Origin of the sequence: Nocardia lijiangensis NBRC 108240 (assembly GCF_001613045.1) — a bacterium.
Taxonomy (GTDB): domain Bacteria; phylum Actinomycetota; class Actinomycetes; order Mycobacteriales; family Mycobacteriaceae; genus Nocardia; species Nocardia lijiangensis.
In genome coordinates this window covers 62,583-86,218 of sequence record NZ_BDBP01000024.1, presented here as the reverse complement: position 1 = coordinate 86,218, position 23,636 = coordinate 62,583, and the positions used below count along the sequence as shown (strand labels likewise).

The window sequence follows — 23,636 nt, the reverse complement described above, 5'->3', positions numbered from 1 at the left end:
GCGACTCGACGATCATCGACCGCGGCCCCTTCCTCATCGACCGGTCAGATCCCGGTCCAGTACGGCGAGTTGGGCTCGCACCTGTGCGTACAGCGACGAATCTCGTTCCAGCGAAGCAAGATAGGCCGCCCACGTCGCGGCCGTCTACGGAGGCTATCCACCAGCCGAGGATGGCCGGGTCTCGAGATTTGAGGACGGCGGCGCGCAAGCGAGCACGGAGGGATTCGCGGACTCAGACGACGTCGGGTGCGCGGGAGGTGGGCAGGAGTTGGTCTCGGTAGCGGCTGATGGCCGCGGCCTGGGCCGCGACTTCGACGCTGTCACTGCGGGTTTGACGCTGCCCCTCGAGCAGCGGACCGGTCGAGGGACACGTCAACGGATCAAGATGATCAAACGCCAGATATTCGGCCGAGCAAAACCGGTACTCCGGAAGCGAATCCTGTTGAGCAACTGAGCAAACCCGACCGCCAGTATCACGAAAATTGTGCCTGATCCCGAGTCTTGACCCTTTGCTTCCGCTCGGAAACTGACCCCACAGTCGCGCCGCAACCGCTCCGTCGTGCCGGGTGCCTTGTTTGCCTCGTGGCGCGGATTCTCAGTCGGCCCAGACGAGTTCGGTGAGGTCCAAGATGTCGTCCTCGCGGAAACCGGTGATCTCGGCTGCGAGGCCCACCGGGACCTGATAGAGGCACTGTTCTGCGTCGGATGCTGTGTAGTCGGCTCGGGCGTCGTCGAGGATCTCGGTGAAGACCTCGGGGAGGTTGCCTTCGTATGCAAGGTGGTCGCGTATCGCGCCGCTGTCGCAGGAATGAGTCACGATCCATACCTGACGGCCGTTCATCCATTGCGACGCGGCGCTGTCGGGCCCGTATGACGACTGGTAGCAGGCCACGACATCAGCCTGCTGCGAAAGCTGTCCCAGCGTCTGGGTGTCGCTGATGTATCCCTCCGGGTCGACGTCGTAATCCACTACGACATACCAGCCGTCCGGCAGTGCCTCGCCGGCCAAGCGGGAACTGCCCGCTGAATGCGCAACGCCGGTGTCGATCAATCCCAAGTCGCCGAGAACGGCCTGCGGTGACCGACCGCGCACCGCGACCCAGGAGAACACAGATGTCATGCCCGGGAACCTAGCTGGGTTCCCCGACACAGCCACACGCAGCGCTGGTCATGCCCCGAGACCGCGCGGCCTGTTCAGTCGTTGGTTTTGGCTGCAGGGACTCGCCGAGGTCGCGGTCCTCGAGCCGGTAGCTGTCGCCCTCGAGGGAGATGACTTCGGCATGGTGAACCTCGGGATCGAGGCCGCCGTCGGAGCCACGTCGGTCGGGATACCGCCAGCGGCGCACTGGAGTACGCACTCGTTACGGGCGAGGTGGCCGCCGCTGGTCGGTATAGGTATCACCCCCGGGGGGTAAACAAACGTCGCCCGGATTCTCGAGTCTCGGGCGTAGCCGCGGTCTGCGGGGCCGGTGATCGTCGGGTGGTGTTCGGCCTGTCAGGCGCGGTCGTGGAGAGTGATCTGGTAGCCGTCGGGGTCGGCGAAGGTGAATGTCCGACCGAAGGGACCGTCGATCGGTGCGGTGACGATGGTGTGACCGTCGGCGACGAGAGCATCGTGAATGGCCTGGACGTCTGTGGCGTGGAGCCAGATCGCAGCACCGATGCCGGGCTGAGCAGCGGATGCGAGATCGGTGCCAGGAACGACGTCGCGGAGTGCGAACGCGATCGGCTTCGTCTCGAAGACGACGGCGTGCGCAGGTCCGGTCTGCGAGCGGACGAGGCCGAGGTACTGCTCGTAGAACGCCTGCGAAGCGGCGAGGTCGCGCGCTTGGAGCGAGATGAAGTCGGGGCCGGTGGCGGGCATGATGATGCTCCTTTTCGTCGTGTCAGCTTTCTGACACGGGCCAATTTATGTCAGAATACTGACATGAGTCAAGACGGTGTCGGCGTCGACCTGGAGACGTCACTGGGCTACCTGCTGAAAGAGGCGTCGAGCGCCCTGCGCGTAGCCATGGAGGAGGTGCTGCGGCCGCTCGGGATGAGCGTGACGCACTACTCCTGCCTCGAGCTGCTGGCTCAACGACCGGGCTTGTCGAACTCCGAGCTCGCGCGGGGCGCGTTCGTGACCCGGCAGACGATGAACGTGCTGCTCCAGGCCCTGGAACGAGACGGCTACGTGACCAGGCCCGCGGAGGCACCCGTCGGGAAGGTTCTTCCCACGCGGCTGACGCCTCGCGGCCGACGGAGCCTCGAGAAGGCGACCGTAGCGGTCCGGTCCGTCGAGGTCAGAATGCTGGCCGACCTGACCGAGACCGAGCAGTCGAACGCGTTCCGGATCCTGCGGAGCATGATCCATTCCCTGCGCGATGGCAACGACGGTGCATAGCATGGGCATTCCGAGTCCCGTTGCTGCCGTGGTGCGTTGGAGAGTGGAATCGATCTGGGCGAGTTCGTCTTGGGGGTTGGGGTCCAGCTGAACGGAATCCGGCGCTGAGCAGTTCTGCGGGGCAGGGTGATGGAGTTGTGTTGGCGTGGCTGTCGATTTGCGTGATTTGCCGACAGCGACCCGGACACCCCGACGAGGACGACTGACATCGGCGGTTCGAAGACAGCGAGCGGTTCTGGTCCGAGTGACTCGATGACACCCTGTGCACCTCTGAAGCTATCCGGCACCGTCGTCGTCCCCCGCCAGAGCTACCGCTATCGCCCCCTCCAGCGTGATGTCACGGTGGGCTCCGGCTGCCTACTGTCGGCTGCGCCGTTCGTGGCCATTGCAAAAACCTCCAGCAGACAGGGATCGGAATCATGAGACCCATAGATCGTGCGGGCAGCGCGCTCTCACACGCTGAACTGTCCACCGGCCGGCGCCGGTTGCGCAGGTTCCGGTTCCCCGTCCTGGTGCTGGTGTTGCTCGGCGTGATCGCGGCGTTCGCCGGGATCGACCGGCTCGTCGCGCCCGTCCCGGCGCTCGCGCTGCCGGTGGGGATCGGTCTGGCCGGCGCCGGGGTGGTCGGCTACCGCTGGCTGTCGCGAACCGTCGAGTCGCGCCCGAGCGTCCCCGAACTCGCGACCGCGGGCACGTGGTCCTGGTTGTGGCGTGGGATGTTGCTGGGGTCCGGCCTGTTCACCGCGGTGATGCTGCTCATCGCGGCGTTCGGTGGCTGGCAGGGCCTGTCCTGGGGCTCGGTCGGCGGGTTCCTCGCGACCGCTGGCGCGATGGCTGCCGTTGCGGTCGCCGAGGAGACCCTGTTCCGCGGGATCGTGTTCCGCATCTTGGAGGAACGTACCGGCACCGTGGTGGCGCTGGTCGTGTCCGCGCTGCTGTTCGGCGCGGCACACCTGGTCAATGTCGACGCCACGCTACTTGGCACGCTCTCGATCGCCGTGACCGGCGGAACCCTGACCGCCGCCGCCTACGTCGCGACCCGCTCACTGTGGCTGCCGATCGGCCTGCACTTCGGCTGGAACTTCATCCAGGCCGGTGTCTTCGGTGTCACGGTGTCCGGCTCGGGCACCGCGTCCCACGGCCTGCTGCACACCACACTGTCCGGGTCCTCCCTGCTGACCGGCGGCGCATTCGGGCCGGAGGCCAGCCTGTTCGCGCTGCTGGTCTGCCTGGTGCCCACCGCCGTCCTGCTGCGTCGGGCCGCCCGTTGATCAGCAGTTAGTTCAGTCGATGGTGCGCAGCGTGCTCAGCCAGCGGCGCGTGTCGACGGGATCGATGACGTCGTCGAGCTCCAGCACGGTTGCGGCGGTGAGCGCCTTGCCGTTGGCGTAGGCGAGTTGCACGAGGTTGTCGAAAGCCGTCTGCCGCTCGCCCGGGTCCTCGATAGCGGCCAGTTCCTTGGCGAAGCCGAGCCGCACCGCGCCTTCCAGGCCCATGCCGCCGATCTCGCCGGTCGGCCAGGCGACCACGAAGCGCGGCGCGCGGAACGAGCCCGCGGCCATCGCCTGCGCCCCGAGGCCGTACCCCTTGCGCAGGATCACCGTGCCCCACGGCACCGACAGCGCGGCGGCGTCGATGAACAGGCGACTGAACTTGGTGACCGTCGCATGTGTCTCGGCCTCCGGTCCGACCATGAAACCGGGTGTGTCGCAGAGCGACACGATCGGCAGCTCGTGCGCGTCGCAGAGCCGGAGGAACATGGCCAGCTTGTCCGCGGCGGGCGCGTCGATGGCGCCGCCGAGGTGGTGACAGTCGTTGGCGATCAGGCCGAAGGGGCGTCCCTCGACGCGCACCAGGGCGGTGACGATGCCGACGCCCCAGTCTCTGCGCAGCTCCAGCACCGAATCGACGTCGGCGATCGCGGCGATCGCGGCGCGAATGTCGAAGGCGCGCAAGCGGTTCTCGGGCACCACGTGGCGCGCCAGCCGGGGATCGGGTGCCGTCCAGCCGGTTTCGTCGCCTTGGAAGTAGCTCAGGTAGCGGCGCGCCAGGGCAACGGCTTCCGCTTCGTCGGCCGCGACCAGATGCACCACGCCATTGCGGCGCTGGACCTCGATCGGCCCGATGTCCTCCGGCGCGTAGACGCCGAGCCCGCCGCCTTCGATCATGGCGGGCCCGCCCATACCGATGTTGGCGTCGGGCGTGGCGATCACGACATCGCACATGCCGAGCAGGGCGGCGTTGCCCGCGAAGCAGCGGCCGGAAACGATGCCGATCAGCGGCACCCGGCCGGACAACGCGCCCATGGCGCGGAAGGTGGTGACGTCCAGACCCGAGATGCCCGGGTAGTCGGTGTCGCCGGGGCGCCCGCCGCCGCCTTCGGTGAAGAACAGCACCGGAAGTCGTTGTTCGCGAGCCAGTTCCAGCATGCGGTCGGTCTTGGCGTGGTTGCGCATGCCCTGAGTGCCCGCCAGCACCGTGTAGTCGTAGGAGAGGACGACCGCGCGGGCCGCGTCCGCGCCGAAGCGGTCGGCGTTGACCGTCGCCACGCCGGTGATCAGGCCGTCCGCCGGGGTGTTGGCGATGAGGTCCTCGGGGCTGCGGCGCAGCCGCTGGGCGGCGACCGCGAGCGCTCCGTATTCGAGGAAGCTGTCCGCGTCGACCAGGTCGGCGAGGTTCTCGCGGGCGGTGCGCCTGCCGAGCCGGTGCCGTTTGGCGACGGCCTCGGGCCGGGCGGCGTCCAGGCCGACGCGGTGCCGCTGGTGGACCTCGGCGAGGTCGGCGCGGATCGCCTCGAGATCGACGGCGGCGACGTCGGCGGTTTCACCGTCGTGCTCGCTCGCGGCCCAGATCAGCAGCGCGGCGTGCGGGTCGACCGTGTCGCCGGGTGCGACGATGTGCCGCAGCACCCGCAGCGGTTGTTCCGCGCGCAACACGTGCTGCATCTTCATGGCTTCCAGTACGGCCACCTCGCCGCCCGCGGGAACCACCGCGCCCGCTTCGACCAGGCTCACGACCGTGCCGCCCATCGGCGCCGACAGCGCGGTCTCGCCGTCGAGCAGCGGGTCGGGCACTCGCGCGGCCTGCTGCTCGGGCACGGTTTCGACCGCCGGGATTGCGGTGGCGAGATCCGCTGCGCGCGAGGCGAACTCGGCGGCGTGCTGCTCGAACCACGAGGTGGTCACCGTGCGGCCGTCGGCGAGCTCGTCGAGCACCGCGCGCAGCACGGTCGTGTTGGTGTCCACGCCGGCGACAACGGTCTCGGCCAGCGCGTCCGCGCACCGCCGCAGCGCGGCCGGATAGGACCCGGCCCGCGCGACCACCTTCGCCAGCAGCGAATCGAAGTGCACGCCGTGCCGCATTCCCGCGTACAGGGCGGTATCGACCCGCACACCGACGCCGGTCGGTGCGGCGAACCGCGTGACGGTACCGGAGGAAGGCAGCACTTCGCCACCGGCCGTGACGATTTCGGCGTTCACCCGAGCCTGGATCGCGCAGCCGCGCGGCGCGGGATCGGGTAGGTCGAGCTCGGCGAGCGAGGCGCCGCACGCCAGGTCGAACTGAACCGCGACGAGGTCGGCTCCTATGACCTCCTCGGTCACGGTGTGCTCCACCTGGAGTCGCGGATTCACCTCGAGGAACCAGTAGTGCGTGCCGCTGACGAGGAATTCGACGGTGATCACGCCGCGACAGCGCACCGATTCGGCGAGTGCGACGGCGTCGGCGTGCAGTTGTTCGCGCACGGCGGCGTCGAGTCCGGGCGCGGGCGCGATCTCGATCAGCTTCTGGTGGCGGCGCTGCACGCTGCAATCGCGATCGCCGAGCGCCACCGCGGCGGCGCCGTCCGCGACGACCTGCACCTCGATGTGCCTGGCCGCGGGCACGAGCGCTTCGGCGTAGACGGCGTCGTCGCCGAACCCCGCGCGCGCCTCGGCCCTGCAGTACTCGTAGGCGGCGGCCAGCTCGCCGGGGTCGCGCACTACGCGCATGCCGCGCCCCCCGCCACCGGCCGCGGCCTTGACCATGACGCCCTCCGGATAGCGGGCCAGCAACTCGGCGATCTCGTCCACGCCGGACCCCGCGGGCGTGGCAGGCAGTACGCGCACGCCGGCGCGTTCGGCCGCGGCGCGCGCGGCGGTCTTGTCGCCGAAGGTCCGCAACACCTCCGGCGCCGGACCGACGAACACGAGTTCCGCCGCGCCGCACGCGGCCGCCAAATCCGCGCTCTCGCTGAGGAATCCGTATCCGGGATGGACCAGCGCGCCGTCCTCCGCCTTCCGCGCCGCGGCGATGATGCCCGGCACGTCGAGGTAGGCGGCGGCGCCGTGTCCCGACAGCTCCACGGCGTCGTCGGCGAGGCGGACGTGCATGGCCTCGCGTTCGTCCGCGGTGTACACCGCGAGCGTCCGGTATCCCCGTTCGCGCGCTGTCCGCAGGACGCGAACCGCGATTTCTCCTCTATTCGCCACGACGACGTGCATGCCGCCCAGTGTCGTTGACATTGACGTCAACGTCAATGACCATGGGTCTCGTGACCTCCTCCGCCTGGTCGGTCCGCGCGGCGCGCGAACGCTCGCACACCGACCGCCACCGTGACCTGCTCGACGCCGCCGCCCGGGTCTTCACCGCGCGCGGCTACGCCGAGACCACCGTCGCGGCCATCACCGCGGAGGCGGGCGTCGCCCGCGCCACGCTGTACGTGTACTTCGCCTCGAAAGAGGAGATCTTCCACGCGCTGGCCGTCCGGGTGCGCGACGGCTTCCTCGCCGCGCAGGAGCCAGGTCTGATCGGCGACGATCCACGAAAGACGTTGCGCGCCACCATCGACGCCTTCGCGGTCGCGGCCCGCGACGCCGGTCCGCTGCTGTGGATGATCGATGAGCGCGGCGTCATCGATCCGGCCCTCGCCGGGCTCGCGACCGAGATCGCCGAACGCCCGATCCGCCGTTTCGCCCGGTGGATCGAGCGTCAACGGCAGGCCGCGGCGATCTCACCGGTCGCCGAGCCGCGCGTCGTCGCCGAGACGATCGGCTATGCGCTGGCCCGCGGCGCACTGGAACGTCGCGATGCGGACGCGACGGCGTGGGACGGCTATCTGCGCGGCGTCTACACCATCGCCGAGACCTTGCTCGGCATGACGGGAGTTCGCCCGTGAAACGACTTCAGCCCGCCGAATTGCCGGCGGGCTGAAGATCGCTGTCGCGGTGGATCAGGCGCTGCGGCTCTCGAGCACTGCGGTGGGCCGGTCGGCGGCTCCGCTGAAGTGCAGCACACCATCCTCGAGCGGCGCCTTGCGCAGCAGAGCGCGGTCCCGGAAGTAGTTGTTGATCACCTGCCACGGGCCGTTGGTGCCCTGGCGCGGCATCACCGCGTCGCCGCGCTTGATGTAGCCCGAGGTCAGCGCGCCGCCCATCACCGAGTCGGCCCCGCGGTCGCCCTCCTCGGCCACCGCGACGAACTTGCTGAGGCCCTTGGACTTCAGGTGGTTGAGCAGGCGGCAGAAGTACTCGGCGGCCAGATCGGCCTTCAGCGTCCACGAGGCATTGGTGTAGCCGAGCACCATCATGGCGTTGGGCACGCCGTCGAGCAGGGCGCCCTTGTAGACCACGCGGTCGCGGGTCACCACCGGCTCGCCGTCGATCTCGAGCGACGCGCCGCCGAGCATCTGCACGGACAGGCCGGTCGCGCTGATGACGATGTCGGCCTCGAGCTCCTCGCCGGAGGCCAGCCGGATGCCGGTCTCGGTGAAGGTCTCGATGCGATCGGTGGCGATCGAGGCCTTGCCGCTGCGCAGCACCTTGAACAGGTCGCCGTTGGGCACCACGCACAGGCGCTGGTCCCACGGGTTGTAGCTCGGCGTGAAATGGCGCATGTCCAGATCCGAGCCGACCTGCAGCCGGACCGCGGCGAGCAGCAGCTTCTTGGCCGCCGCCGGGTTGGTGCGGGAAAGCTGGAAACTGGCGCGCTGCAAGGCGATATTGCGCGCGCGGCCGATCCGGTAGGCCAGCTTGGCGGGCACCTTGGCCGATTTCATGCCGACCGCGACCGGGTCGTTCGCGGGCAGCGCGGTGATGTAGGTGGGCGAGCGCTGCAGCATGGTCACGTGCGCGGCGTCCTCGCTCATGGCGGGGATGAGCGTGATCGCGGTGGCGCCGCTGCCGATGACGACCACGCGCTTGCCGCGGTAGTCCAGGTCCTCGGGCCAGTGCTGCGGGTGCACGATCTGCCCGCGGAAGTTCTCCTCGCCGGGGAACTCGGGGCGGAAGCCGTTGTCGTAGTCGTAGTAGCCGGTGCAGCCGACCAGGAAGTTGCTCGTCCACTCCTCGGTGGCGCCGGTCTGCTCGTCGATCGCGGTCACGGTCCACAGTTCGGTCTCGCTGGACCAGCGCGCGACGGTCACCTTGCGGCCGAACCGGATGTGCTCGGTGACGCCGTACTCGGCGGCCGTCTCCTCGATGTACTGGCGGATGTGCGGTCCGTCGGCGAGCACCTTCGTGCCGTGCCACGGGCGGAAGCCATAGCCGAAGGTGTACATGTCCGAATCGGAGCGAATGCCCGGGTACTTGAACAGATCCCAGGTCCCGCCGATGGCGCTGCGTCGCTCCAGGATCGCGTAGCTGCGTCCGGTCTGCTCGCGGGTGAGGTGGCAGGCCATGCCGATTCCGGACAGGCCAGCGCCGATGATCAGTACGTCGACATGCCGCGTCATTGAGGTACTCGTTTCGTCTGGTCGCGCGCCCGGGCCGCGTCGTCCGGGCGTGGTGTTCGATAGTACATGTTATTCAAAGTAACGTCTATAACGCGAATCGGCCGATCGGCGATAAAAACCACGATGGTCGCAAACCGTGACCCTCGGACGCGCCGTCGGGAGGATGAACCACTGCGGCATGCCCACGACTCCCCCGCTCCGAAGGAAGTGACGCAAGCATGAGTTTGTCGTTCCACTGGTTCCTGCCCACCTACGGTGATTCGCGCGGTCTGATCGCGGGCGGCCACGGCACCTTCATGTCCGGCGACCGCCCGGCCTCGCTGCGCTACCTGAATCAGATCGGCGCCGCGGCCGAGGACAACGGCTTCGAGGCGGTGCTGACCCCGACCGGCGCCTGGTGCGAGGACGCCTGGCTCACCACCGCGATGCTGGTGGAGACCACCGAGACGCTGAAGTTCCTGGTCGCCTTCCGGCCCGGCCTGGTCAGCCCGACCCTCGCCGCGCAGATGGCGGGCACCTTCCAGCGCCACTCGCGCGGCCGGCTGCTGCTCAACGTGGTGACCGGAGGCGAACCGCACGAGCAGCACGCCTACGGCGATTTCCTGGACAAGGAGCAGCGCTATGCCCGCACCGGCGAATTCCTGCACGTCGTGCGCGAGCTGTGGCGTTCGGCCGAGCCGGTCACCTTCGAGGGCGAGCACATCCGGGTCCGCGAGGCGCTGCTGAGCAACCGGCCCGACCCGATTCCCCCGGTGTTCTTCGGCGGCTCGTCGGAAGCCGCCGGGCCGGTGGCCGCCCGCTACGCCGACACCTACCTCACCTGGGGCGAGCCGCTGCTCGCGGTGAGCAGGAAGCTGGAGTGGATCCGCCGCCTCGCCGTCGACCACGGCCGCGTCCTCGACTACGGCCTGCGCGTCCACGTCATCAGCCGCGACACCTCAGAACAGGCATGGGCCGAGGCCGAGCGGCTGCTGCAGGGCATCGATCCCGCCGATATCGAACGGGTGCAAGCGAACCTCGCCCGCAGCGAGTCCGAGGGGCAGCGCCGGATGCTCGAGCTGCACGGCGGCAGCACCGAGCGGCTGGAGATCGCGCCGAACCTGTGGGCGGGTGTCGGACTGGTGCGCGGCGGTGCGGGCACTGCGCTCGTCGGCTCGCACGAGGAGGTCGCCGAGCGGTTGATCGAATACTCGCGCCTCGGCATCACCCACTTCATCCTCTCCGGCTACCCGCACCTGGAGGAGGCGTACTGGTTCGGTGAGGGGGTGCTGCCGATCCTGGAGCGCAAGGGTCTGTGGCGGCATCCGGACCGCAACGCGCCGGTCCGCGTCGGCACTCCGTTCGCGGCCTCGTCGTCCAGCTGAGCACCCGCGGCCCGGGTGCGCTCGCTGCGGGAAAGCAGCGACTGCAAACCCCCGGTTATCGACAGCGCCGCGGCACCCACGAGAATGGATCCTCGGCTCGGGCCCACGAAGGCGGAGCCGAGGATCCATATCTCGTTTTCTGGGGCGGGTGAACCGCGGCCCCGAGAGGAAGTCGATGACCAGCGCAGCTGAACAACGGTGGCGCCGCCGTACGCCCGATGCGAGCCTGTCCGGCGCGGACACCTCGCTCAAACGCAGCCTCGGGCGGATCGACCTGACCGCCATGGGCGTGGGCACCATCGTCGGAGCGGGCATCTTCGTGATCACCGGCGTGGCGGCCGCGGAGAAGGCGGGCCCGTCCATCGTGCTGTCCTTCGTACTGGCCGGACTGGTCTGCGTGCTCGTCGCGCTGTGCTACAGCGAACTCGCCGCGATGGTCCCGGTCTCGGGCAGCGCGTACACCTACACCTACGCCACCCTCGGCGAAGGACCCGCGTTCCTGGTCGGATGGAATCTGCTGCTGGAATTCGTCATCGCGGGCGCGGCCGTGGCGATCGGCTGGTCCGGCACCACGGTGTCGGCACTGGACTCGATGTTCGGCATCACGCTCCCGCACGCCATCACCGCGGGCCCGGGCGAGGGGGGTGTGGTGAACCTGCCCGCGGTGCTGATCATCGCCGCGATCGTCGCCGTGCTGGTCGGCGAGGTGACGCTGACCGCGCGCATCACCAAGGCGCTCGTCGCGGTGACCATCGGCGTGCTGGTGCTGGTGATCGCCGTCGGCGCACCGCACATCGACCCGGGCAACTGGGTCCCGTTCGCCCCGTTCGGCTGGGGCGGCATCCTCGGCGGCGCGGCGATCGCGTTCTTCGCCTTCCTCGGCTTCGATGTGGTCGCCGCCTCCGCGGAGGAGGCACGCAACCCCCGGCGCGACGTGCCCTTCGCCATCATCGGCACCGTGCTCGTCGCGACCGTGCTCTACGCGCTCGTCAGCGCCGTGCTCACCGGCGTCGTCCCGTTCCCGACCCTGAACAACGGCGCCCCGATTGCCACCGCGTTCGGCGCGCTGAACATCGGCTGGATCGGCACCGTCATCATCGTCGCCTCCGTCATCGCGCTCACCAAGGGCCTGCTGCTCATCGTCTACGCCCAGGTGCGGCTGAGCTTCGCGATGTGCCGCGACGGTCTGCTCCCCCGCCGGCTGGCGGCCACCGGCAAGCGCTCGACGCCGGTGCGGCTGACGCTGGTGCTCGGGGTGGGCTGCGCCGCCATCGCCGGACTGCTGCCCATCGACATCGTGGTCGAGCTGGTGAACATCGGCGCGCTCTCGGCGTTCGCGGTGGTGTGCGTCGGGGTGCTGGTGCTGCGCAAGCTCGAGCCGAACCGTGAGCGCCCGTTCCGGACCCCGCTCGTGCCGCTGGTGCCGATCCTCGCGCTGCTCGGGTGCGCGCTGATGGCGTTCACCCTCGACGAGCTGACCTGGGTGCGGTTCGCGGTCTGGGTCGCGGTCGGCGTTGCGGTGTACCTCGGCTACGGACGCAGGCATTCGACATTCGCCGCGCCTGCGGCCCGCGTTCCCGTAACCCCGGGAGGCTAGCCGCGCCCCGCTGGCTGCACCCAGCGCAGCAATGCGTCGACCGTCGTTTCCGGGGACGTGTTGAAGCAGAGCCTGATGCCGGGTGCCGCCGCGGTCAGCACGTTCACGACGCGCTCGAAAAGCAAGGTCTGCTCCGGCAGCATCCGGACGCCGCCGCCGATCACCGCCAGCCCGTAGGTCGCCTCCGCCAGCCTGCCCTCGAGGAGTTCTTCGGCCGCGTCGGGATCGGCGGGAAGCGAGCACGACACGACGTCGAAGCCCGAATCACGCAGCATCGCCGTCCCCGCCTCGACGCGCGCGGTGAGCTCGGCCTCGTCCAAGCCTGCGTGCTTGCTGTAGTCGATGTGGCTCGGATGCAGGCCGATGGACAGGATCTTGGTGTCGGAACCGAGGGTCATGGCATCCACAGTGCCAGTGATCTTCTGTGCGCGCAGCGGGGCCGAAGCACACGCGGTGCCGTTCTGCACTCCACGCAGATCCGCTGTCGCGCGACGGCTTTCCCCGTCCCGGCATCGAGTGCAACCAGAGTTCCACGTGAATCACACCGATTTCCAATCGAATTCGGATACGAGCCACCGGAGGATCGTGTCCCGCTCCCAGGTCCGATCGGTCTCCGGATCAGCGAGCCCGCTCCACGGATCAACGACCGGCCGCCCGTCCCGGTACACGCACACCGCCGCGCCGACATCGCCCTGCTCGGCGAAAGTTCGCCGCGAACGCCGCCCGCACCACTTCGTATTCGGCCGTGAATCACCGCTATCAGCTACCTGGTAACCACGTCCAACGGCTGCGCGTTTCGCCTGCCGTGGGCCGGGAACGCTGTACGGGTGAAGGACCAACTGGAACGTGAAAGCAAATGGGAGGTCGACCAGGTCTTCACCCTTCCCGCGCTCGGCGACTTCATGCCCGACAGCCGGGTCGAGGAAACCTCGGTCGAGCTGACCAGCACTTATTTCGATACCGCCGAGCGCGACCTGCTCGCGCACAATGTCACATTGCGCCGCCGTGAGGGTGAGGACGAATCCGGCTGGCAGCTGAAGGTCCCGCACGCGCGCGGTCGCCTCGAATTGCTCGCCCCGCTGTCGGAGAATTTGCCGGACGAACTCATCGCGGTCGTCACCGGCGTCTCCCTGGGAAAGCAACTGCACGCGGTGACGGAGATTCACACACTGCGCAACCGCCATCGCATTCTCGGCCCCGGCGATGAACTGATCGTCGAGATCGATGACGACACCGTTCGAGCGACACCGGCGGACGAATCCGCGGATATCCTCGCGTGGCGCGAGGTCGAGATCGAGCTCGGCCCGCAGACCGACGAAGTCCCGGCGGCGCTGGTGGACAGCCTCACCGAGGCGGGCGCACGGACGGCGGAATATCCCTCCAAACTGTCTCGTGCATTGCCCGAATGGTCCGGACCCGCCGGCAGCGACCGCGCGGCACAACGCGCGATACGCGATTACATGACCACACAGATCGATCTCATCTTCACCGGTGACGTGGAGCTACGGCGAGGCCGGGATCCGATCCACGACACCCGTGTCGCGGCGCGGCGACTGCGCAGCACACTCCGCGTATTCGGCAAGTTGCTAGACCGCCCCGCCGTCGGTGACGTCGAGAACGAGCTGAAATGGTTTGCCGGGCTGCTCGGCGAAGTGCGCGATTGCGACGTCCAGCGTCGCCGCCTAGCCGACCGGATCAAGGAACTACCGCCCCAGCTCGTTCTGGGCCCGGTCGCGGCGCGAATCGAAACGACGCTGCTGGAGCGGCAACTTCCGAGCCGCGACGCACTCGCCGAGGCCATGAATACGCCCCGCTATCTGCAACTGCTCGCGACCCTGCAGGCATGGCGATCGGCGCCGCCGTTCGGCGGACGGATCCGCCGTCGCGACCTCGTGACACGGGCACACAAAGCCGCGCTCAAAGCCGATCGAAGGCTCACGACCGCACTGCAGAACCAGCGAGCCGAGTCATTCCACCGCGCCCGCAAGGCCGCCAAACGCGCCCGCTACGCCGCCGAACTACACAAACCGGTGCGCAAGTCCGGACGCGCGAAGTCGAAGATCGCGTACTACAAGACGTTGCAGCGCGTGCTCGGCGACTACAACGACGGCCGAGTGTCGTCCGAGTTCCTGTGGCGCACTGCGGTATCCGCGGGTACGGAGCCCGGCGAGAACGGCTTCACCTACGGCTTGCTGTACGCGAACGAGATGCATGCGGCCGACCGGGCCCTGGAGCGTGTCGCCGCGATTGCCGCAGCCGGATAGGAGCCGTCACGCGGTGGGCGGTCGCCGAGGCTGCGCCCGAATCGGGCTGAGCGCGTCCGTGTTCGACCCCGCCACGGTGGACCTGCCGCGCTGGCCGACCGGCCGGCGGCTGATTCCGACGACAGGTCGACGCTGCCGATGATGCTGCGGGAAGAGCGCTACACGTGCGCGGCGATCCGCCGATCGATCACCGACAGCACGAACTCCGCCCAGCGAATGTTCTCCTGTTCGAAGGCGATTCCTCGCAGCAGCGTGAGGTAGGGGCCGACGCGTTCGGCCTCGGCGAGGTACGCCTGTTCGCTGCGTTCGTCCAGCAGTCGAGCGCGGAGCCGCTCGTATCGTTCCAGTTTCGCCTGCGACCAGGCCAGCTTGTCGGCCACCGTGGCGCGCACGGCCGGGGCGTCCTCGACGTCCATGCCTTGCACCTTCACCATCATCTCGTCGCGGATGGCGGTGGGCTTGGCGGGCTCGGCGACGAACTCGCGCAGCGCGGCCCGCCCGGCCGGGGTGATGGCGTGCAGCCGCTTGTTGGGGCGACGCTCCTGCTGCACGACCCGGGTCTCGATGAGGCCGTCGGCCGCCATGCGTTCGAGTTCCTTGTAGAGCTGCTGGGGTGTGGCCATCCAGAAGTTGGCCACCGAGGCATCGAAACCCTTGGCAAGGTCGTAACCGGACGACTCACCCTCCAGCAGGGCGGCCAACACCGCGTTTCGTAGCGCCATCGACTCAGACTACCAGTCATCGAGATTATTCAAATAATTGTCCGTTTCCACCTGGACATGCCCAAGCGAGCCGGATACGGTTCAAGTCGTATAGTCAATTAATTGACCATGAGAGGTGGAACATGCATCCCTTCCGAGCAGCCGTGGAGGCTCACGACGAGGCCGCCATCGAGGCACTGCTGGCAGACAATGTGGTGTTCACCAGTCCGGTGGCGTTCAAGCCGTATCCGGGCAAGGCGATCACCGCGGCCATCCTGCGCGCGGTGATCCGCGTTTTCGAGGACTTCCACTACGTGCGCGAGATCGCCGACGCGAACGGCCGAGACCACGCGCTCGTGTTCGAGGCCACCGTCGACGGCAAGCAGCTGACCGGCTGCGATTTCCTGCACTTCGACGAGAACGGCAAGATCGACGAGTTCATGGTCATGGTGCGCCCGCTCTCCGCCGCGCAGGCCCTGGCCGCGCGGATGGGTGAGCAGTTCGAGCGCATCAAGGCCGAAGCCACCGCGCAGCTCGAGCGAGAGGCGACCGGCGCATGAGCGACTACGACGCCATCGTCATCGGCGCGGGCAATGCGGGCCTGACCGCCGCGGCGACGCTGCAGCGCGCCGGTGCGCGCACCCTGCTGCTGGAACGTCACAACGTTCCCGGCGGCTGCGGCACGTCGTTCCGCCGCGGCCGGTTCGAGTTCGAGGTGGCGCTGCACCAGCTGTCCGGCGTCGGCGTGGACGGACAGCCGATCTCGTTGCGCGAGGGCTTGTTCCAGCAGCTGGGCATCGCCGACAAGCTGGAGTTCGTGCAGGAGCACGACCTCTACCGCGCGGTGATTCCCGGGCAGCTGGATCTGACCCTGCCCGCCGATTGGGATGCCGCCATCGACGCCATCGAGGCCGAGTTCCCCGGCAACCGCGATCGGGCGGCGAAGTTCTTCGAACTGCTCAAGCAGGTGTCCTTCTGGCAGATCGCCGCCATGCGCGGCATGCCGGTCGAGCAGATCGACCCGATGCTGTTCAAGTACGGTCTGCGGCCGCTGAAGGATGTGCTCGACGAGTACTTCGACGACGACCGCATCAAGGCCGCGCTCGGCATGTACTGGACCTACCTCGGGCAGCCGCCGTCGAAACTGCGGTTCCAGGATCTGGCGCTGACGTTGTTCGCCTACTTCGAGTTCAAGCCGTGGCATGTGCGCGGCGGCTCGCAGGCCATGTCCACCGCCATCCTGGACGCCTTCCTCGCCGCAGGCGGCGAAGTGCGATTCAACACCGGCGTCGAAGCCGTCCTCACCGCGGGCGGGCGGGCATTCGGCGTGCGACTGGACGACGGCACCGAGGTCACCGCGACCGATGTGGTCTCCAATGCCTCGCTACCCACCACCTACGGCATGCTCGAGGGCATCGACGTGCCGGCCGCTGTGCGAGATGATTTGGCCACCAGGCGAATCGGCGTGTCCGGCTTCGTGCTGCACATGGGCCTGGACGCCTCCCCCGCCGAACTCGGGTTCACCACGAGCACCACCTTCGTCAACATGGACACCGACGACGACCACACCTACAACGCGTGGCGCTCGTTCGAGCCCGCGCGCGGAATCTGCGTCAGCTCCTACGATGTCGCGCCGATCGGCTTCGCGCCTTCCGGTGCCACCCACATCAGCCTGATGACACTGCAATACGCGGACATCTGGAAGAACGTCGCACCGTCGGAGTACGCGCGCACCAAATTCGCCTACGCCGAAACCCTGCTCGACCTGTGCGAGAACATCACCCCCGGCATCCGGGACGCGATCGAAGAGGTCGACGTCGCGACACCGCTGACGATGACGCGCTACCTCGGCCACCCGGGCGGCGCCATCTACGGCTACGACCAGGACTCCACCGAAGGCTGGCTGTTCCGCAACAGCGAACGCCGAACCCATGTTCCCGGACTGCACCTGGCCGGATCCTGGGCCGGAATCGGCGGCTTCCAACCCACTCTCGAAGCGGGCGCTCGCGTCGCCCGCCGTCTCCTGCGCACCAAAGCCGCCTGACCCCTGAGGATTCCGATGACCCACCCTCTCGCAGAACGATTCGACGGCGCGGCCGAGATCCTCGCCGAGATCGACTCCCGCATCCCCGACACTCGCGACCACCTCGCCGAAACTCGGGCCACTGTCGACGCGTACCACCCCAAGCGGCTGCACCTGGTCGTCACCGAGATCATCGACGAGACCGCCAGCACCAAGACGTTCCGGTTGCAGGCCTCCGACCAGGCCGCGCTGCCACCGTTTCTGGCAGGTCAGTACGTCAACCTCTTCGTCGACGGCACCAGCCGCCCGTACGCCATCTCGTCGAGCCCCACCCAGCTGGATCGCTACGACCTCACCGTGCGCCGGGTGCCGGGCGGTCGCATCAGTAACCTGCTCATCGACACCGTCCAGGTCGGCCAGCTGCTCACCACCACCGGACCGATGGGCACCTTTCACTACAATCCGCTCTTCCACGGCAACGATGTGGTCTTCCTTGCGGGCGGTTCCGGTGTCGCGCCCGCCATGAGCATGATCCGCGAGATCGCCGAGGCGGGCCTGGACCGCACCTTCCACTTGATCTACGGTTCCCGCGACGCCGGCGACGTCATCTTTCATGCTGAGCTCGACGCCCTCGCCGCCGCGCATCCCGGCATCGACGTCGACCACGTCGTCGCGGAGCCGGACGCCGACTGGACCGGCGCGACCGGCTTTCTCACCGCGGAGACGATTCACTTCCTCGCGGGCGCCCTCGACAACCGGATGGTCTACGTCTGCGGTCCGCAGGCCCTCTACCCCTACGCCCTCGCCCAGTTGACCACGCTCGGCCAGCCGCGCAAGCGAATCCGCTTCGAGGCCAACGGCGCACCGAACGACCCCACCGCCCAACCGCATTGGCCCACCGAGGTGGACCCGGCAGGCGAGGTCACCGTCACCGTCGGCAACGTCTCCTTCCGTACGCCACGCAACCGACCGCTGCTGGACGCCTTGGAGGACAACAACCTTCGTCCCGAGGCAGCGTGCCGCTCCGGTGAATGCAGCCTGTGCCGGGTGCGCGTCGTCAAGGGTCGGGTGCACACCGCGGAGGAAGCCAAACTCCGCCTCTCCGATTCGCAGTTCGACTACACGCACTCCTGTGTCGCCTATCCGATCAGCGATGTGGAGCTCGATCTGTGACCGCGAGCAACCCTTTTCAGCGGTAGCGGTGGGAGGTCATGCGGCCCGCGCCAGGCGCGACAGCGAGCGGGGTTCGGCCGCCGGGTCAGCGTGACGGGTTGCTGCGAGCGTGCCCGAGGGCGAGCCGGTCGGCGGTCCACACCGGTTGCAGCATGTGCCAGTCGGCCGGGTGCGCGGCGATACCGGCGGCGAACCGGTCGGCCAGCGCCTGAGTCGTGTGCTGCACTCCGCGAGCGGTGTCGATCGGCTCGCCGACGTGAAATCCCCAGCCGCCGGGGGTGAACCAGCAGTGCACCGGCAGCAGCGGCGCACCGGTATCGATCGCCAGCCTGGCCGGACCAGCAGGCATGCGGGCCGGTTCCCCGAAGAAAGTGACCGGCACGCCCGCTCCCGTCAGGTCGCGTTCACCGAGCAGCCCGACTATCCGTCCCTGCCGAAGCCGCGCGACCAGCTGCTCGAACGGTGGACTCGCACCACCGGTGAGTGGGACGATTTCGAAACCCAGGTGTTCACGGAACCGGACGAAGCGCCGAAACAGCGATTCCGGTTTCAGCCGCTCGGCCACGACGGTCGGTGAGCCCACCCGCCGCACCAGCCAGACCCCCGCCACATCCCAATTGCCGCTGTGCGGCAACGCCAGCACCGCTCCGCGTCCGCGCTCGACCGCCTCGTGGATGTGCTCGAGCCCTGTGGCGGCGGATTCGACGCTCTCGGCCAGCCGGACGGGGTCCATCGACGGCAGCCGGAACGCTTCGCACCAGTACCGAGCGTAGGAGCGCAGGCTCGCGCGCATCAGCTCGTCGGGTACCTGCGCCGGTGTGACGGACAGCACCCGCGCCAGGTTGTGCCGCAGCTGGACCGGTCCACCGTCCCGGGCCGCGTGATCGGCCGCAGTGCCGAACAGGCCGAGCGCCCAACGCTGCGGCAGGGCGCCCACCAGTCGCCAACCGGCCGCGTACCCGAGATCCCAGGCGCGGGCCTTCGGGTTCACCGCTCACCGCCGGCCGTTCCACCAGCCTCAGCCGCCGCCGCCCGCGATGCAGCGCTGCTGAACACCGGACGGTACGAAGTCACCACCTTGTCGGCTGATACCGAAGCGACACCCGGTTCCTCGAAGTGGCTGAACAGGCTCGGCGGCGGCCGATATCTGCGACTCATCCCTGAAAGTGTCCTCCCCTGTACGGACGTGAACAGCAGAAACGAGTCAAGCCGCCTTCTGAGCGAGCCGCCGCCGATGGGTGGGGCTGTCGACTCTGCCTGCCGACGGCCAACGCGGGGGGTGTCCCGCCGCCGTGACGACTACCACATGTATAGACAAATAATTGAGTAGGTTCATATTTTATATGGATGCTTGCCACTCTCCCGCACCCGACGGTGCGCGCCGCATGACCGCCTACACGCGATATGTCGCGCTCGGCGACAGCCAGACCGAAGGCGTTGGCGACGGTGACGACCGGATCGGCGTGCGCGGTCTGGCCGACCGCCTCGCCGAACGGCTCGCCGCGATCGAACCGGACCTGCGCTACGCCAACCTCGCCGTGCGCGGCAAACTGGCTCGACAGGTGCACGCCGAACAGCTCGACGCCGCGCTGGCGCTGCGGCCGGACCTGGCCACCGTGGTCGCCGGGTTCAACGACCTGCTGCGCCCCGGATTCGACGCCGACGAGGTCGCGGGACAGCTGGACGCCATGTTCGCTGCGCTCACCGCCAACGGCGCGGTCGTGGCCACGCTGACCTTCCCCGACGCCGCGCGCATCACCCCGCTGGCGCGTCCGGTCAGCGGCAGGGTCGCCGCGCTCAACCAACGCATCCGCGCCTCCGCCGAACGGCACGGCGTCATCGTCGCCGACACGACCCCCTACGCCGTCGTCACCGATCCCCGCCTGTGGAGCGCGGATCGGCTGCACGCTGGCCCGCTCGGGCATCAGCGCATCGCCGACGCCCTCGCCTACGCCCTGCGGCTGCCCGGCGCCGACGACCGCTGGACCGAACCCCTGCAACCGCCACTGCCCGCCCGCGGCGCGCTGTCCACCACGGTGAACGAACTACGCTGGGCGGCAACCTTTCTCGGCCCCTGGCTGGGTCGACGGCTGACCGGCCGGTCGTCCGGTGACGGCCGCACCGCCAAACGCCCCGACCTGCTCCCGGTTCGCGACCGCACGGAGACGCCGGAGTCCTCTCACCGCGTGTAGCGGTGCTTGACTCCCACCGGGAAGTAGTCCGGGTCGCCGGACGGGCGCAGCTCGACGTGCGGCAGGTGGCGCTCTGCGGGCACGTAGTTCGCGTATTCGCTGTTGTGCGTGAGCAATTCGTCGCGGATGGCGGCGGCGACGAGGCGGGTACGTTCGACGGTGCTCGGCTCGTCGGGCCCGAGTTCGACCGTGATGCGCAGCAGCCGGTTGCGGTCGGCGTCCTCCCAGGCTTCCAGCACGAACTTCCCGGTGACCCAGTCGCTGATGTCGGCGCGCTCCAGCCCGAGCGACACCGTCTCAGGAAAGACGTTGGCGCCGAAGACCGAGACCGCGTGCAGGGAGCGGCCGAAGACGAAGACGAACGGCAGATCCGGGCCGGTCTCCTCCTCCGGTTCGAAGCCGTGCGCCTTGCAGAACTCCACCAGGCGCTCGTGCGGGATGACGCCGCCGTCGTCGGCGATGTGATAGCGGATCAGCGGCACACCGGAATCGGCGGTGAACACCAGTGTGCCGTCGACGGTTTCGAAGAAGCGGTCCGCCGGGTTGTACTGCAGCAGGGTCGGCAGCCGCTGACCGCCGAACAGTTCTCGCGCCGCCACGGGATGCTCGGCGAGGAACCGCCGGATGCGCACGCTGAGCGGGGTCTCGTTGCCGAGCACCCCGCCGTCGGCGGTGCCGTACATCGCGGCGACATCGCGGACCGGATCCAGGCCCGCGCGCTTGCCCATCAGATCGCGCCACTGCTCGCTGAACACCTCGCCCGCGCACACCAGTTTCAGCGCGAAGCGCGACCAGTCGACGCCTTCGCGCAGGCCGGCGTCGATGACGTCCTTGAGGAAGGGCGGATACCCGAACAGGGCGACCTGATCGAAGTGCGGACCGAGTTCCGGTACCACGCGCAGGATCTCGGCCTTGTTGTTGCCGGGCGCCACGATCGTCATGGCCAGTTCGGCGGCAAGCCCGCGCAGGCAGGACACCGTGTACAGGCCGCCGACCCAGGTACCGAGCGGGAAGCACACGACGGCGAGGGTGCGCCGGTGGGTCGCGTCGAAGCCATGGACGAGAACCTGTTCGAAGCGTCGGGTCGCGGCGGCTTCGTCGGCGGCGGAACGGGGCCAGAAGGTGGGCGTACCCGTCGAGCCGGACGACACCGCGATCAGATCGCAGGCGCCGAGATCGCCGTCGCGGCAGCGCTGCGGCAGTGGATAGCGGTGGTGGTAGTTCTCCTTGGTGATCAACGGGACTCGCGCGAATCCCGCGGCATCGACGACCGCGGCCGGATCGACGCCGCGGCTGTCGAGGAAGTCGCGATAGGCGGGCACGGTCGCCGCCGTCCGCTGGAACAACGCCACGAGCCGTTGTTGCCGATCCGAATCCATCTCCGAGGTGGCCCTTCCGCGAGGTGAAACCTGCGTCGGGGTCCAACGTACCGCCGGGGCACTGCGGCGCGCGAAGATCCGCGCGGATCGCCGCTTTCTCGCTATCTTCGAAGTGGGCCCGCGGCGAACTTTCCGCGGGCGCGGCGCGATACGTCCGCCGGAGGACATCGCGAAGGTTAGGGGGACGGCAGTGCGGGCGAGTCGGTGCGGACTGGTGACCGTGATGGCAGTGGTGGGATTGCTGATCTCGGGCTGCTCGATCGGGTCGAGAGTGGACGGTCGCGCGGAGCCCTCGCCCGGTCCGCTGCCCACGCTGCGCGAGTACGAGGCCCAGCGGGTCGACTGGGCGCCCTGCGGCTGGCCGAGGGACGCCGACTGCGGCGAGATCCGCGTGCCGGTCGATTACGCCCACCCGGAAGCCGCCGCCATCACCATGCCGCTGGTGCGCCTGCGCGCCACCAATCCCGGCCAGCGCATCGGCGTGCTCACCGTCAACCCGGGTGGCCCCGGCGAATCCGGTTACGAGCACGTGCTTTCCGCGCTCGCCCCGGAGGACACCGGGTTGCGCAAGTTCCGCATCCGCTACGACCTGGTCGGTTTCGACCCCCGGGGCGTCGGCCGCACCGCACCGGTGCGGTGCCTGAGCGACCGCGCGATGGACGACTACCTGGCCACCGATTTCACCCCGGTCGACGAGGCGGGCCGTCGCCTCGTCGCCGACGCGCACCGCCGCTACGCCACCGCGTGCCTGCGCAACACTGGAAACTTGCTCGGGTTCGTCGGCACCGAGTCCGTGGTGCGCGACATGGACATCATGCGCTCGGCGCTCGGCGAGGCGAAGCTGAACTTCTTCGGCTTCTCCTACGGCACCCGGATCGGACAGCTGTATGCCGAGCAGTTCCCGGATCGAGTCGGGCGAATGGTGCTGGATTCCATCGACGACCCGAGCCTGACGACCGACCGGTGGGACTCGCCGGACACACCCGACGGACCGCCACCGCCCGGTGAGCTCGCGCCGCGGGATCGCTTGGTGCGCACCATGCTCGACGCGTGTGCGCAGCGCACGGACTGTCCCGTCGGCAACGACGCAGAAGCCGCCATGCAGCGGCTGCGAGATCTCATCGCTCGGGTGGACGCCGCGCCCATCCCGGCCTCCGACGGCCGCCGGGTCGGCTCCAATCTGGCACTGCTCGGCATCTTCCAGGCGACCTACGACGAGCGCTACTGGCCGCGGTTCGAGAGCGCGTTCGCCGACGCTCTGCGCGGCGACGGCACCGGACTGGCCGAGCTGGCCGATCGGTATGTCGGCCGCGAACGGGGCCGCTACAGCTCGTCCGATCCGGCGTTCTGGTCGGTCGAATGCCTGAACGACGACCCGAGCGGGTGGCAGTCGAAGCCCGAGGACGTGATTCTCGGGGAACTGGCGCGTGAGGCCGAATGGGCGGCCGCACGCTCACCGCTGTTCGGCGCGAACCGGGTGTTCAGCACCCCGCTGTGCCTGTTCTGGCCGGTGCGGCCGACCCAGGAGTCGGAGGGCGTGGACGCGGCGGGCGCGCCGCCCATCCTGCTGCTCAACAACAGCGGCGACCTGGCCACGCCGGTCGAGGACGCCGAGAACGTCGCCGCCACCCTGGCCGACGCCGTGCTCGTGATCAGCGAACACGACGGTCACATCGCCTTCGACAACGGTTCCGCCTGCGTGGACGCCGCCGTAGTCGCCTACCTCTACGACGGCGTGCTGCCCGCGGACGGGACCCGCTGCACGGACTGACCGGCCCGCGGGCCTGGCAATTCGGGTATGCCACGGCATTGCCGTGACCGCGTTCCGGTCGAGTCGCCGCATTCCGT

The 23,636-nt window shown here is 68.8% G+C and carries 21 protein-coding genes; 11 read left to right on the top strand and 10 right to left on the bottom strand.

Features of this window, described 5'->3' with window-relative positions; all coding sequences use genetic code 11:
• Positions 1 to 33 precede the first annotated feature (33 nt).
• The 4 genes from NL1_RS40485 to NL1_RS09905 form a co-directional block, all read right to left on the bottom strand.
• Entirely contained in the window at positions 34 to 93 is a 60-nt protein-coding gene (locus NL1_RS40485; RefSeq protein WP_507763274.1) for a hypothetical protein, read from the bottom strand.
• A gap of 139 nt (positions 94 to 232) precedes the next feature.
• Entirely contained in the window at positions 233 to 376 is a 144-nt protein-coding gene (locus NL1_RS37435) for a hypothetical protein (protein WP_156094772.1), read from the bottom strand.
• A gap of 219 nt (positions 377 to 595) precedes the next feature.
• Positions 596 to 1,120 (bottom strand): hypothetical protein, encoded by a 525-nt coding sequence (locus tag NL1_RS09915; RefSeq protein ID WP_156094771.1) that lies wholly within the window; start codon positions 1,118 to 1,120, stop codon positions 596 to 598.
• 375 nt (positions 1,121 to 1,495) lie between these two features.
• On the bottom strand, positions 1,496 to 1,864 hold the full coding sequence (locus NL1_RS09905) for a VOC family protein (protein WP_067836792.1): 369 nt from the start codon (positions 1,862 to 1,864) through the stop codon (positions 1,496 to 1,498).
• 63 nt (positions 1,865 to 1,927) lie between these two features.
• Here NL1_RS09905 and NL1_RS09900 point away from each other — a divergent pair, with 63 nt between their 5' ends.
• A complete protein-coding gene (locus NL1_RS09900; protein WP_067836790.1) occupies positions 1,928 to 2,386 on the top strand; it encodes a MarR family winged helix-turn-helix transcriptional regulator in 459 nt (152 codons plus the stop codon).
• Positions 2,387 to 2,805: 419 nt separating this feature from the next.
• On the top strand, positions 2,806 to 3,657 hold the full coding sequence (locus tag NL1_RS09895; RefSeq protein WP_084510442.1) for a CPBP family intramembrane glutamic endopeptidase: 852 nt from the start codon (positions 2,806 to 2,808) through the stop codon (positions 3,655 to 3,657).
• Between the two features lie 12 nt (positions 3,658 to 3,669).
• On the opposite strand, the gene NL1_RS09890 is transcribed toward NL1_RS09895, so the two are convergent.
• A complete protein-coding gene (locus tag NL1_RS09890; RefSeq protein WP_067836789.1) occupies positions 3,670 to 6,888 on the bottom strand; it encodes an acetyl-CoA carboxylase family protein in 3,219 nt (1,072 codons plus the stop codon).
• Between the two features lie 29 nt (positions 6,889 to 6,917).
• Here NL1_RS09890 and NL1_RS09885 point away from each other — a divergent pair, with 29 nt between their 5' ends.
• Complete coding sequence (locus tag NL1_RS09885) at positions 6,918 to 7,541, top strand: TetR/AcrR family transcriptional regulator (RefSeq protein WP_162272702.1); 624 nt, start codon at positions 6,918 to 6,920, stop codon at positions 7,539 to 7,541.
• A 54-nt stretch (positions 7,542 to 7,595) separates the two neighbouring features.
• Here NL1_RS09885 and NL1_RS09880 read toward each other — a convergent pair whose 3' ends face one another.
• Complete coding sequence (locus NL1_RS09880) at positions 7,596 to 9,095, bottom strand: flavin-containing monooxygenase (RefSeq protein WP_067836787.1); 1,500 nt, start codon at positions 9,093 to 9,095, stop codon at positions 7,596 to 7,598.
• A gap of 218 nt (positions 9,096 to 9,313) precedes the next feature.
• Here NL1_RS09880 and NL1_RS09875 point away from each other — a divergent pair, with 218 nt between their 5' ends.
• Entirely contained in the window at positions 9,314 to 10,459 is a 1,146-nt protein-coding gene (locus tag NL1_RS09875) for an LLM class flavin-dependent oxidoreductase (RefSeq protein ID WP_067836785.1), read from the top strand.
• 175 nt (positions 10,460 to 10,634) lie between these two features.
• The gene (locus NL1_RS09870; protein ID WP_067836911.1) at positions 10,635 to 12,056 is read left to right on the top strand and encodes an amino acid permease; all 1,422 of its coding nucleotides are present in this window, start codon (positions 10,635 to 10,637) and stop codon (positions 12,054 to 12,056) included.
• On the opposite strand, the gene NL1_RS09865 is transcribed toward NL1_RS09870, so the two are convergent.
• Entirely contained in the window at positions 12,053 to 12,454 is a 402-nt protein-coding gene (locus NL1_RS09865; protein WP_067836908.1) for a hypothetical protein, read from the bottom strand. The two genes, NL1_RS09870 and NL1_RS09865, sit on opposite strands and share 4 nt — an antisense overlap.
• 429 nt (positions 12,455 to 12,883) lie before the next feature.
• On the opposite strand from NL1_RS09865, the gene NL1_RS09860 reads away from it, so the two are divergent.
• On the top strand, positions 12,884 to 14,320 hold the full coding sequence (locus tag NL1_RS09860) for a CYTH and CHAD domain-containing protein (protein ID WP_067836782.1): 1,437 nt from the start codon (positions 12,884 to 12,886) through the stop codon (positions 14,318 to 14,320).
• A 158-nt stretch (positions 14,321 to 14,478) separates the two neighbouring features.
• Here NL1_RS09860 and NL1_RS09855 read toward each other — a convergent pair whose 3' ends face one another.
• Positions 14,479 to 15,042, bottom strand: coding sequence for a PadR family transcriptional regulator (locus tag NL1_RS09855; RefSeq protein ID WP_067836779.1), 564 nt, complete (start codon positions 15,040 to 15,042; stop codon positions 14,479 to 14,481).
• 122 nt (positions 15,043 to 15,164) lie between these two features.
• On the opposite strand from NL1_RS09855, the gene NL1_RS09850 reads away from it, so the two are divergent.
• The 3 genes from NL1_RS09850 to NL1_RS09840 are packed head-to-tail and all read left to right on the top strand — an operon-like array spanning position 15,165 to position 18,217.
• Entirely contained in the window at positions 15,165 to 15,581 is a 417-nt protein-coding gene (locus NL1_RS09850) for a nuclear transport factor 2 family protein (RefSeq protein ID WP_067836777.1), read from the top strand.
• The gene (locus NL1_RS09845; protein ID WP_067836775.1) at positions 15,578 to 17,065 is read left to right on the top strand and encodes a phytoene desaturase family protein; all 1,488 of its coding nucleotides are present in this window, start codon (positions 15,578 to 15,580) and stop codon (positions 17,063 to 17,065) included. The genes NL1_RS09850 and NL1_RS09845 overlap by 4 nt, the downstream gene beginning before the upstream one ends.
• 15 nt (positions 17,066 to 17,080) lie before the next feature.
• Positions 17,081 to 18,217 carry an FAD-binding oxidoreductase gene (locus NL1_RS09840; protein ID WP_084510440.1) on the top strand — a complete coding sequence of 379 codons (1,137 nt, stop codon included), beginning with the start codon at positions 17,081 to 17,083 and terminating at the stop codon, positions 18,215 to 18,217.
• Between the two features lie 85 nt (positions 18,218 to 18,302).
• Here NL1_RS09840 and NL1_RS09835 read toward each other — a convergent pair whose 3' ends face one another.
• Positions 18,303 to 19,208, bottom strand: coding sequence for a phosphatidylinositol mannoside acyltransferase (locus NL1_RS09835; protein ID WP_067836770.1), 906 nt, complete (start codon positions 19,206 to 19,208; stop codon positions 18,303 to 18,305).
• A 394-nt stretch (positions 19,209 to 19,602) separates the two neighbouring features.
• Here NL1_RS09835 and NL1_RS09830 point away from each other — a divergent pair, with 394 nt between their 5' ends.
• Positions 19,603 to 20,409, top strand: coding sequence for an SGNH/GDSL hydrolase family protein (locus NL1_RS09830; protein WP_067836768.1), 807 nt, complete (start codon positions 19,603 to 19,605; stop codon positions 20,407 to 20,409).
• Here NL1_RS09830 and NL1_RS09825 read toward each other — a convergent pair.
• A complete protein-coding gene (locus NL1_RS09825; protein ID WP_084510439.1) occupies positions 20,397 to 21,788 on the bottom strand; it encodes a phenylacetate--CoA ligase family protein in 1,392 nt (463 codons plus the stop codon). The genes NL1_RS09830 and NL1_RS09825 overlap by 13 nt on opposite strands.
• Positions 21,789 to 22,011: 223 nt before the next feature.
• Here NL1_RS09825 and NL1_RS09820 point away from each other — a divergent pair, with 223 nt between their 5' ends.
• Complete coding sequence (locus tag NL1_RS09820) at positions 22,012 to 23,559, top strand: alpha/beta hydrolase (RefSeq protein WP_245673169.1); 1,548 nt, start codon at positions 22,012 to 22,014, stop codon at positions 23,557 to 23,559.
• Positions 23,560 to 23,636 lie beyond the last annotated feature (77 nt).